This is a genomic window from Steroidobacter sp. (assembly GCF_016790065.1).
In the GTDB taxonomy this organism is placed as follows: Bacteria; Pseudomonadota; Gammaproteobacteria; order Steroidobacterales; family Steroidobacteraceae; genus Steroidobacter.
On sequence record NZ_JAEUPY010000748.1, the window covers coordinates 1 to 11779 of the forward strand.

Annotated in this window: 8 protein-coding genes; 4 read left to right on the top strand and 4 right to left on the bottom strand. The window is 60.9% G+C overall.

Annotation, left to right across the window (positions count from 1 at the left end):
- The 3 genes from JNL55_RS30555 to JNL55_RS30565 all read right to left on the bottom strand — a co-directional run.
- On the bottom strand, positions 1 to 2220 hold a 2220-nt coding region (locus tag JNL55_RS30555), incomplete at its 3' end, for a hypothetical protein (protein ID WP_415923193.1).
- A gap of 35 nt (positions 2221 to 2255) precedes the next feature.
- Positions 2256 to 4364: a TonB-dependent siderophore receptor gene (locus JNL55_RS30560; RefSeq protein WP_293863486.1), complete on the bottom strand. Its 2109-nt coding sequence runs from the start codon at positions 4362 to 4364 to the stop codon at positions 2256 to 2258.
- A gap of 62 nt (positions 4365 to 4426) precedes the next feature.
- Positions 4427 to 5626 carry a serine hydrolase domain-containing protein gene (locus tag JNL55_RS30565; RefSeq protein WP_293863488.1) on the bottom strand — a complete coding sequence of 400 codons (1200 nt, stop codon included), beginning with the start codon at positions 5624 to 5626 and terminating at the stop codon, positions 4427 to 4429.
- Positions 5627 to 5814: 188 nt separating this feature from the next.
- On the opposite strand from JNL55_RS30565, the gene JNL55_RS30570 reads away from it, so the two are divergent.
- Positions 5815 to 7179 (top strand): spinster family MFS transporter, encoded by a 1365-nt coding sequence (locus JNL55_RS30570; protein WP_293863490.1) that lies wholly within the window; start codon positions 5815 to 5817, stop codon positions 7177 to 7179.
- Here the strand turns inward: JNL55_RS30570 and JNL55_RS30575 are convergent.
- Complete coding sequence (locus JNL55_RS30575) at positions 7148 to 7600, bottom strand: Dabb family protein (RefSeq protein WP_293863492.1); 453 nt, start codon at positions 7598 to 7600, stop codon at positions 7148 to 7150. The two genes, JNL55_RS30570 and JNL55_RS30575, sit on opposite strands and share 32 nt — an antisense overlap.
- Positions 7601 to 7719: 119 nt before the next feature.
- On the opposite strand from JNL55_RS30575, the gene JNL55_RS30580 reads away from it, so the two are divergent.
- The 3 genes from JNL55_RS30580 to glcF are packed head-to-tail and all read left to right on the top strand — an operon-like array spanning position 7720 to position 11627.
- Positions 7720 to 9234: an FAD-linked oxidase C-terminal domain-containing protein gene (locus JNL55_RS30580; RefSeq protein ID WP_293863494.1), complete on the top strand. Its 1515-nt coding sequence runs from the start codon at positions 7720 to 7722 to the stop codon at positions 9232 to 9234.
- A complete protein-coding gene (glcE, locus tag JNL55_RS30585; RefSeq protein ID WP_293863496.1) occupies positions 9234 to 10394 on the top strand; it encodes a glycolate oxidase subunit GlcE in 1161 nt (386 codons plus the stop codon). Before JNL55_RS30580 ends, glcE begins: the two co-directional genes overlap by 1 nt.
- A 12-nt stretch (positions 10395 to 10406) precedes the next feature.
- Positions 10407 to 11627, top strand: coding sequence for a glycolate oxidase subunit GlcF (gene glcF / locus JNL55_RS30590; protein WP_293863498.1), 1221 nt, complete (start codon positions 10407 to 10409; stop codon positions 11625 to 11627).
- Positions 11628 to 11779 lie beyond the last annotated feature (152 nt).

The window sequence follows — 11779 nt, forward strand, 5'->3', positions numbered from 1 at the left end:
CGAGTAGGGATCGAAGTTGGTCGTTACGCCGAAGGCCAGCGCCGCGTAACGCGCCGGCTGTAGCTTCGGCATCACGCCGGTTCGATAACAACAATCGATGTGGCCGTGCATGTCGATCAAGCCCGGCAGGATGGTCTTGCCGGTGGCATCGATGACCTTCGCGCCCGCGGGTACGCTCACTGCGTCACTCGGGCCGGCAGCAACGATGCGGTTGCCATCGACGACCACTGTGCCGCGCTCGATGACTTCCTCACCTTTCATGGTGATCAGACGAGCGTTGGTGAAGGCCAGCTTGCCTTTGGGTACATCGGCCGGCACGGTCAGCTCGATCTTCGCGTAGGGCTGTGGCAGCGGCGAAGATGCGGCGTCGGCTACGTTGGCTTTGTATAGCGACGATCCGAGCGTCCAATACAACGTCGAAGAATCGCTGGACCAGGTCAGTGAGTAGCCACCCAGATCCGTCAGCGTGCGAACCGGAACTTCACTGCTGCGCGCGGTAACGGCCAGAGGCACGCCGATCTCTTGGAACGGCATCACGTAGTACTGCTGTGTTTCCCGGAATGCGATCCATCGCAGATCGGGGCTGACTTTCAAGTCCAGAGTATCGGCATTGAGCGTGTGGGCATGCTCGCGATGGCCGAGACCATCTAGCGTTACGCTCACCAGTTGGTGGACCAGCTCGCCTTTGACGCGCGCGGTTTCGACGAAGTAGATGCGCTTACCGTCGGGGGAAAACATGGGCGCGTCGTCGCCAGCGACGACGAAGGTGCTCGCACCGCCGGTTGCAGGGACGGTGTAGATGCCGGGTTGTGTGCCGTAGCCGCCCATGGTCTTGTCAGCTTCATCGAGGCGATAGACGATGAGTTTGCCGTCGGGCGAGAACTCCGGAGTACGAATGACGCCTCGGCTGGTTGCTATGACTTTTCCAGCGCGTCCCGCGCCGCTAGAGACTTTCAGAGTGCTGCCGCGTGCGTCGTCCCATTCCACATACGCGAATAGACGGCCGTCCCGAGAGAACGCCGGATCGAACTCGAACGCGTCAGCCTTGCTCAACCGAACCGGCGTGCTCGCCCCAGCCTGGCTCCATAGCCGACCCAGCGCCGTGAAGACGAGCCTCTTGCCGTCGACGGACGGCGCGAGTTGGCGCACCGAGCGCACAGTAACGGCATCCGGGGCCGGGTCGTGCTCGAAGTGCGGAGCTTGCACGATGCGATGTTTGGCGTGCGCTCGAAACGGAATCTCTTTCGCCGTGCTCGCCTGCGTATCGACTTTATAAAGCTTGCCCTTGCCCCAAATCGCGATACTGCGGTTATCCGGAAACCAATCGAATCTCGGATAGTAAGCATTCTGCTGCACGAAATCGGCGTGCAGATCTCGATCCAAATCATCGAACACCGGCGTCTGCGTGCGCGCCGCGACGTCATAAACGAACAACACCGTCTTTTCCTTGACGCGACGAATGAACGCCACCTTCTTGCCATCCCGAGAAACCTGAGGCGACGTCGCACTGCCCCAGCCCCCCATCAACTCTTCAGTCGCCCCGGACGCCAGTTCGCGCCGGTTGATCACATAGTTGGGATGACTGGCATTGATATAAATATTGGGCTGGATGATTCGTTGCGTGTAGTAAACGAACTGCCCATCGGGCGTGAAGCTCGGCTCTTGCACATCGCGCCGATTGGCAGGCATCTCCACCAACACGGCGCCCTTACCGCCGCGCAGATCGAACAACCGAATCTCCGACGCCTTCATCAATGAGAACGTCGAGTACGCCTGCACTACCGCAATGGATTCGTCCTGCGGCCCCCAAGTCGGCGCACCCAACATGTTGACGGCATCATGAGTAATCTGCCGCGGATTCGAGCCATCGACGTTGGAGATCCAAGCGTTGTCGAAACCGCTAGCGTCGCTTTGATATAGCAGCTTGCTGCCGTCAGCGCTGAAGCTGGGGAAAATTTGCATGGCTGGTCCTCCATGGACCAGCCGTGCATCACCGCCGGCGGCAGGCAGCACATAGATGTCGCCGAGCAGATCGAACGCGAGCGTGTTGCCATCGGGGCTGACATCCACGCTCATCCAGGTGCCTTGATCGACAGTGAACTCGGCATCGACGAATGGCTGGCCGGTGTCGGCCACGTTCCAGACATTCTCCGCCGCCGAGGCGGTAGCGGCGACGCTCGCCGCCAGTAACAAAACACAGACCCGCGCATTCACCGTCATTCAATGCCCCTGCTTATTGTAGAAACCCGGCCCGACTACCAGCGATAACGGAATGAACCTCGAATCGAACGCGTCTCACCGACGGTGCACAACACCGAGAAGCGGGTGAAGCAGGACGAGGCATATTCCTTGTCGGCCAGGTTCTGCACGTTCAACGCGACACGCATGTTACGCCACTCATAGTGAACCGCGGCGTCGTACAGCGTGAAGCTCGGGCTTTCTACCGTATTGAGATCGTTCGAGAAGGTCGAGGACTGATAACGCGTGCCGAAGCCGACACCGAGTGCATCCAGACCGAACGCCTTGAAGTTATAGTCCAGCCACAGTGCCGCCTTGTGCTCCGGAATTTGGGGGAACTGCTTACCGATCAGCTCGGGCAGTTTGTTTTCTTTCTGCTCGGTGTCCAAGTAGCTGTAGCTCGCAATGTAGCTCAGGCCGTTGTCCATGGCGGTGAACGCTTCGAGCTCGATACCGCGCGAAGACGCCTTGCCGGTCTGGAACAGATTGAAGTCGTCATCGCGATCCACGAAGTTGGTGCGTTCCAGATCGAACAGCGCCAGTGTGAACAAGCCGTTGAAACTCTTCGGCTGGAACTTCACGCCCACTTCGTACTGCCGACCCGTTTCGGGATCGAACGGATTGCCGGCCGCGTCCACGCCCGAAGACGGCAGGAACGACTCGGCGTAACTGGCGTAAGGCGCGAAGCCGCTATCGAACACATACACCACACCACCGCGCAGTGACAGCTCCTCGTCGGTCTGGTCTTGAGTCTTGGTCTGACTCAACCGCGAATAGGTCTGGCTGGTGGCTCGATCGAAGCGTGCACCCAGATTGAAGATCAGCTTGTCTTGGATCTTGATCTCATCCTGCAAATACACGCCGAGTTGATCCAGGTCGATGTCATCGTCACCCCAAGGCGCCGGTCGGGCGATGGCCGTGCCATATGATGGCGCGAAAATATCGATGCCGGTCAGCGTGGCGTTGTGATGCTGCCGATGCCAGGCACTCACATCCTGATAGTCCACACCCGCCAACACCTTGTGCTTCACAGCGTCGGAGCCGAGCGCTACATGCAATTGATTGTCGATGGTCAACCCATCCAGCGTGCCGTAGCTGAAGGCGGCGCGACGGAACACGATGCGATCAGCATCAGCCGGGTTCTGACTGATGCCCATGCTGTACACGGCGATTTCAGTGAGATTCACATCGTTGTAGCGCGCGTTCTGGAAGAAGCGCACCGAGTCGTTGAACCGGTGTTCGAACTGATAGCCCACCGAGAATTCTTTACGATCGTAATCGTCCAGCGACGGCTCGCCGCTGAAACGACTGACCGGAATGCTGCCGTTACGATTCGGTACCAGCATGCCCAACGCCGGCAACGATTGCGACGGCTTGGTCTTGTCTTGCTGGTAATTGCCGAGGAACGTGAACGACGTGTCCTCAGAGATGCGCCAGCGCAAGGCGCCCGCCAGGAACTCGCGATCGTCCGGCACATAGTCGATCTGAGTGCCGCTGTCGCGAATTAAGCCGGTCACGCGGCCGCTCCAGGTGCCGTCATCGTCGAGCGGCGCACCGAGGTCGAACTGCGCCTGTTTACGATCGTTGTTACCGAACTCCAAACCCACCTCGCCGAACGCTTGGTCTTTGGGCATCTTGGAAACAAAGTTGATCAAGCCACCCGGGCTGCCTTGACCGTACAGCACTGAAGCCGGGCCGCGCGGCACTTCGACGCGCTCGGCGCCATACGGCTCGAGGTTGTAGCTGACCGTCCAGCCCGGATTGATCAGTGCCAGACCATCGCGAAAGATGCCAGCCGCAGCGGCCGTGAAGCCACGCATGTTGACGCTGGTAAAGCGAGGCTCGACACCGAATGGCTCGGCGTTCACGCCCGGCGTGTAACGCAATGCTTCGGTAAGTTTGCTCGCGCCCCAGGAATCCAACAGGTCGCGCGAGATCACCGACAGCGATGCCGGCGTTTCGATGGGCGGCGTATCGGACTTGGTGCCCGAGCTGTTCACCGGCGGCACGAAGTCCTTACCGAACACCACCACTTCTTCGACGGTTTCGCTCTGTGCCAGGCTGACCAGCGGCTGCGTCAGTGCAACCAAGGACAGCAGTAGCGGGCAATGAGATTTCTTGATCATGATCTACTCCCCATTCTCTTAGTAAACGTCAGTAGCAACCCACTTCCAACTCCACGGGCCGACTACACGCCCGACGCCTCCACCACGCTGTTGAAGAAATCATTGTCGGCAATGACTTCAGAGCCCTTGGGCTTGGCGCGAGCACTCAACACAACGACGACCAATTGCCGCGCCGGATTGATGTAGATGTATTGACCGAAGATGCCGCGAGCGCTGTAAGCGCCGTCGGCGAATGAGCCGTTGCGAGCCGCAACCGGCCACCACATGTATCCATAGTTGAGCTGTTGACCGGCGATCTGGCGCGGCTGCGTGGCTTCTTGCACCCAGCCTTGCGGCAGCACGCGTGTGCCGCCGATGACGCCGTCGTTCAACATGAACTGACCGAAGCGTGCATAGTCGCGCAGCGTCGCGTTGATGCCGCTGCCGGCGACTTCCAGACCGTGCGGCGCTTCCAGCCACCAGCTGGCGTCGGACTCCATGCCGAACGGTTGCCAGATCTTTTCCGAAAGATAGTCGGCGCACCAACGCCCGACCGCGGCATGAATCAACGCACCAACCACGTGCGTCTCGCCGGTGCTGTAGTTCCAGATGGCGCCGGGATCGGCGACGCGCGGTTGTCGCGACAGGAAATTCAAGATCGCGCCGGGCTGCTGGGCGATCTGCATGTCCAGCATGATGCGGCGTTCGGAAGTCGGGTCGGTGTGCGTGTCATCCCAGCGCACGCCCGACGTCATCTGCAACAGGTGACGAATGGATACGCTGTCATAGCCGCCGCCTTTGAGCTGCGGCAGATAGCGGATCAACGGATCGTCGACGCTGCGGATCAGGCCGTCCTGAATGGCCGCGCCCACCAACGTGGTGCTGATCGACTTCGCCATGGACATGGAGATCCAGCGCGTCCTGGCGTCGTTGCCGAACTCGTAGTGCTCGAGGCTGATCTCGCCTCGGTTCAGCACCAGCACGCCGGCGATACGATTGCGCGAGATGTAGTCGACCAGGTCGTAGCGCGTGCCATTGGCATGTACGGCCAGATCGTCGATCTGGCGTTTGGCGCGCGACAACGGATAGGCGTGCGTGCCGCGTTTGATGAGTCGCGTCGAAAACACCCAGCTGTCGTCGCGAAACATTTTCAGCTGGCGGTCGGGACGCAACTTGCCCGCGTAGGCATTCCTCGCGTCTTGGTCCTCAAAACCGTTCTGCAGCGCTTCGAGCGCCGCCGCCTTCGTTGTACCGTCCCGCTGCAAGCCCATCTCCCGATCCATCTCGTCAGGTGTGAGCTTTTTTATAGGCCATCCGCGGCCAGGCATGGGTTGCCTAGCGCGCGCCAGCGGTGATGGCCATGCACCGGGACACCCCAGCGGTGTGCCATTCACACCAGGGCTTTGTCGATGTCACCTCGGGCAGGCGCAGCGAATGCTGCAATAATCCTCGGTCCTTCGAGGAGAAACGAGTGGCAGCACTTCCCGAGGCAGCGAACCCAGCTGCCGCCCCGCCCGCCGGCTTTCAAGCCAGCAACGGCTATCGGCAGTACGTGGTATGGCTGCTGTTCCTGGTCTACACCTGCAATTTCGTCGATCGACAAATCCTGTCCATCGTCATCGAGCCCATCAAGCAGGAGTTCGGGCTGTTCGACTGGCAGCTCGGCCTGTTGAGCGGCCTGGCCTTTGCGGTGTTCTACTCGACCTTGGGAATCCCGATCGCCCGGCTCGCCGACCGGCGCAGCCGGGTCAACATCATCGCCGTATCCATCGTGGTATGGAGCGCGTTCACCGCGGTGACCGGCCTCGCCAAGAACTTCTGGCACCTGTTGATCGCGCGCATCGGCGTGGGTGTCGGTGAAGCCGGCTGCAGTCCACCGGCGTACTCGTTGATCAGCGACTACTTCAACCAGAGCAAGCGCGCCACCGCGCTGTCGATCTACTCGATGGGCGTTTACGCCGGCGGTGCGCTGGGCTTCGTGGTCGGCGGCCAGATCGCTCACGTCTATGGCTGGCGCGCAGCGTTCTTTGCAGTCGGCTTGCCTGGTTTGATCGTCGCCCTGATCGTCAAGCTCACTTTGCGCGAACCACCGCGGGGCTTTTCAGAACATAGCGCGGTCGCTCCCAAAGACCCGATCGCGTTCAAACTGATCGTTCGCGATCTTTGGTCGCGACGCTCGTTCCGTCATTTGTCGTTCGCCGCCGGCTTGCACGCCTTCGCCGCGTATGGAGTGAACAACTTCTACTCGCCGTTCTTCATGCGCACGCACGGCATGACCATCGCCGAGTTGAGCGCCTGGTTGGCGTTCGTGGTTGCGGTGGGTGGACTCACCGGCACCTATCTCAGCGGCCGCCTGTGCGACAGCTGTTACAAACGCGCCGAAGATCCGCGCTGGTATTTGTGGATCCCGGCGGGCTCGTTGTTCTTCAACGCCGCTATCGGCCAGGTCGCCTACTCGGTCGACGATCGCTATCACGCGCTGTATGCGTTGATTCCGTTCGTCGCCATGAGCGCTGCGTATCTGGCACCGAGCATCGCTGCCACTCATCGGCTGGTCGGCCTGCATGAGCGAGCGCAGGCCAGCGCTGTGTTGCTGCTGATCCTGAATTTCATCGGCTTGGGGCTGGGACCGATGTTCACTGGTGTGGTCAGCGACACCATCAACAGCTACTTGGTCAGCCAAGGCGTGAGCGCGCAACAGGCATCGGCGGACGGCCTGCGTTATGCCATCCGCGTCACCATCATGATCAACCTGTGGTCAGCGCTGCATTACATCCTGGCGGCGCGCACGCTGCGCGAGGACATCAAGGCTTCGATGCAGGCGGCACGACGGTAGCGTCGTAAACAACGACGCGCTCAAAGAGGTGCTCACAGTCGGCGACGAATTTTCTATGGATGGGATGAACCTGATAAGCGTTCTGCCCAGCCACGTCGTCGAAGCACAGAATTTCTGAAGCCTGGTAGCTGGCATCCACCACACCGCGCTGCTCGGTGTTCGCCGGCACCCCGATGTGGATGGCCTTCACCGACTCGATGCCTCCCAAGGTGTGCAGGCCCGCCAGCAGCTTGGCCAGATCCTCCTTGGACTTCGGATTCTTGAGCCAGAAGAACACGTGATGCACCACCGGCGGCAGCGTCGCTTTGTTGGCTGGCGTCGGCTGGCACGATTGAGTGGCAGCTGCAGCCTGGCCAGCCACGCCGGCACCCGCCAGCGCGGCGGCAGCGGCAATCACTTCTCGTCGGCTATGAGTGGTCATTCGACGGGGCCTTTTTTCCCAGAGTTAGTCGGGCAAGTCTATTGGCTGGGCAAGTATAAGCCGGCCGCATGACAGCGCTAGTCGGGCGACCGGGCGGCCAGTCCTTTATGATCGTCGGTATGAATAGCGCCGCCGCCACGCCTTCGACGCCAGCCGAGCGCTCGCTGCCCGTGGATACGATTCGGCAGCGAAGCCTGGTGGCGGCTTTGCGTACATTCCTGCCGGACAACGCCGTTCTGTACCGCGAAGAAGACACTCGACCTTACGAGTGCGACGGCCTGACGCTGTTCCGCCAGCTGCCCATGGTGGTGGCGTTGCCCGAGACTGAAGAACAGATCCGCCGCATCCTGCAGCTGTGCCATGAGCACAAGGTACCGGTGGTGCCGCGTGGCGCGGGCACTGGCTTGTCGGGCAGTGCTCTGCCCCATCATGCCGGGGTGCTGCTGTCGCTCGCCAAGTTCAATCGCATTCTTGCCGTCGACCCGCGCGCTCGAACCGCAACGGTGCAGCCTGGCGTGCGCAATCTGGCGATCAGCGAAGCTGCCGCGCGTTATCGACTCTATTACGCACCGGATCCGTCGAGTCAGATCGCCTGCACTATCGGCGGCAATGTCGCGGAGAATTCCGGCGGCGTGCATTGTTTGAAGTACGGACTGACTGTTCACAATGTGCTGCGCGTTCGCGGTCTCACGGTCGAAGGCGAGTCAGTGGAGTTCGGCGGTCTTTCACCCGATGCACCGGGCCTGGATTTGTTAGCTCTCGTCGTCGGCTCAGAAGGCATGCTTGCCGTGGTCACTGAAGTGACCGTGCGGCTCGTGCCCGTACCGCAGACCGCTCGATGCATCATGGCGAGCTTCGCTGACATCGGCGAGGCTGGCGACGCGGTCGCAGCCTTGATCGCCAACGGCATCATTCCTGCGGGCTTGGAAATGCTCGATCAAGCAGCGAGTCGCTTGGTCGAACCGTTCGCCAATGCCGGTTACGACCTGGACGCCGCGGCAGTGTTGTTGTGCGAGTCCGATGGCACACCCGAAGAAGTCGCCGAAGAAATCGAGCGCATGTCGGCAGTGTTGTTGGCTGCTCGCGCCACGCGCATTCAAGTGTCCAGCAATGAGAGCGAACGGCTGCGCTTCTGGGCTGGGCGCAAGAACGCGTTCCCTGCCGCGGGTCGCGCGTCGCCTGCTTACTATTGTATGGACGGCACCATTCCTCGCCGTCGTCTCGGCGAAGTACTGAAAGCCATTCAAGCGCTCGAGCCCAAGTACAACTTGCGCTGTCCCAATGTATTTCATGCCGGCGATGGCAACTTGCATCCGCTGATTTTGTTCGACGATGCCGATCCCGATTCGGTAGCGCGCGCCGAGGCGTTCGGCGCTGAGATTCTCGAATTGTGCGTGCAGATGGGCGGCACGGTGACTGGCGAGCACGGCGTCGGTGTCGAGAAGCTGGATCAAATGTGTTCGCAGTTCGGACGGCCGACGTTGGATGCTTTCCTGGCCGTGAAGAGTGCGTTCGATCCTGCCGGTTTGTTGAATCCCGGCAAAGTCGTGCCGTCGTTGCATCGTTGCGCCGAGTACGGTCGCATGCGGGTCCACAGCGGCAACCTTTCCTTCCCCGAGTTGCCGCGATTCTGATGGATCCAGCGCTGCGCCAGATCTGCGAAACGGTACGCGCTGCGTCGGCGTCGCAGACGCCTTTGCGTATTCGCGCCGGTGGGACTAAGGATTTTTACGGCAACGAGCCTTTGGGCACCTTGCTTGATCCTCGGAGTGTGGCAGGCGTCGTCGATTACGAACCCACAGAGCTGGTGGTGACTGCCCGTGCGGGAACTTCGCTCGCTGAGCTGGAACAGTTGCTGACTGAGAATGGGCAGATGCTCGCTTTCGAGCCGCCCCATTTCGGCGTTGGAGCAACCGTTGGCGGTTGCATTGCTTCTGGCCTCGCCGGCCCGCGACGCGTTTCCTTCGGCCCGACTTACGGTGGTGTTCGAGACTTCGTCTTGGGAACCAAGCTGGTGGATGGTCGCGGTGAAGTGTTGAGCTTCGGCGGGACGGTGATGAAGAACGTCGCTGGCTATGACGTGTCGCGAGTGTTGGCTGGCTCGCTGGGCATTCTCGGCGTCATTGTCGAAGTCTCGCTGAAGGTGTTGCCTCGGCCGATGTCGCATCACACGCTGTCTTTTGAGATGAGCGAGACCGCCGCTGTCGATAAGCTCAATGAGTGGGCCGGCCAACCACTGCCTTTGTCGGCCTCGGCCTGGCACGACGGCGTTTTATATCTGCGCCTGGCCGGCGCGCCCGCCGCCGTCACTGCCGCTCGCCGCCAGCTCGGCGGAGAGGCTATCGACAACGCGCAGGCCGATGTGTTTTGGACCAGCATTCGCGAGCAAACGCATCCATTTTTCACCGCGCCCCCGAACGAACATTCGCGCGCCGCAGGCAACGCGACGGGCCGGGCCGGGACAGCGACGGAAAATTTGAACGCTGCTGGCAGCGGCCTCGCGTTGTGGCGCATCTCCGTGCCATCGACAGCGCCTGCGCTGTCCATTCATGGCCCGCAGTTGATCGAGTGGAACGGTTCGTTGCGCTGGCTGCGCACCGATCAAGCCGCAGCCTCGGTGCGCGAATGCGCCAAACAAACCGGCGGACACGCCACATTATTCCGCGGCGGCGATCGCACGGCGGGCGTGTTCACTCCGCTGAGTGCATCGCTCGCAACCATTCACCAGCGCCTGAAAGCGCAATTCGACCCGGCCGGCATTTTCAATCCGGGCCGGCTGTATCCAAATCTTTAAGCGCAGCTCAGCATGAAAGCCCAGCTCGCCGACTTCATCAAAGACACGCCCGAAGGCAAAGAAGCCGAAGACATCGTGCGTCGCTGCGTGCATTGCGGATTCTGCACGGCCACCTGCCCCACCTATCAACTGCTGGGCGACGAGCTGGACGGCCCACGCGGTCGCATCTACCTGATCAAACAAGTGCTCGAAGGCGTCGAACCCACCGAGAGCACTCAGCTGCACCTGGATCGATGCCTCACTTGCCGAGCATGCGAGACAACCTGCCCGTCAGGCGTACAGTACGGCCGACTGCTAGACATAGGCCGCAGCATCGTCGAAGAAAAAGTCGCGCGCCCCGCCGGCGACCGCCTCATGCGATCGGCCTTGAAACATGGACTAACCAGCAAGCTATTCGGCCCAGCCATGCGCACCGGCCAAGCGTTGCGAGCGCTACTGCCCGAAGCGATTCGCGCCAAAGTTCCAGAACGACGCGCAGCCGGCGCGTGGCCGCAGCGATCGCACGCTCGCAAGATGTTGTTGCCGTTAGGCTGCGTGCAGCCATCAATGTCGCCGAACATCGATGCAGCCACAGCACGCGTGCTGGATGCATTAGGTATAGAGTCGATCACGCCACCAGCCAACTGCTGTGGCGCCATCAAACATCACCTGAACGATCACGACGCGGCGCTAGCCGAGATCCGAAGCAACATCGACGCATGGTGGCCGCATGTCGAAGCCGGCGTCGAAGCCATCGTAATGAATGCCTCGGGCTGCGGCGCGATGGTCAAGGAATACGCGCATCTGCTTCGACACGATCCAGCGTACGCAGAAAAAGCCCGCCGCATCGTCGCACTCACCCGCGACCTGGCAGAGCTTTTACCTGAGCATGTGCCGACGCTCATAGAAAAGCTCAGCAAGCGCCAAAGCGAGCGCGTCGTGTTCCATCCACCCTGCACGCTTCAGCACGGACAAAAAATCCGCGGCGTGGTCGAGCGAATGCTCAGCGATCTTGGCGTGGAAGTGTTGCCGTTAGCGGAAAGCCATCTGTGCTGTGGCTCAGCCGGCACGTACTCGGTGTTACAACCAGAGCTGAGTAAACAACTGCGAGATCGCAAGCTTGCGGCGCTGGAAGATCAGCAACCGGAACTGATTCTGTCAGCCAACATCGGCTGTATCACTCATCTAGCCAGCGGCGCACACACACCGGTGCGCCACTGGATCGAGTGGCTGGACGCCAGACTGGCTGACTAGCGAGCGCCTTTCAGTTCGCGACGGCGCCGATGCAGGATGAACTCGGTGTAGCCGTTCGGCTGTTCGCGTCCCAGGAAGATCAAATCGCTGGCCGCTTTGAAAGCAATGCTGCTGTTCAAACTGCCTGCCATGGGCTGATAAGCGTCGTCGCT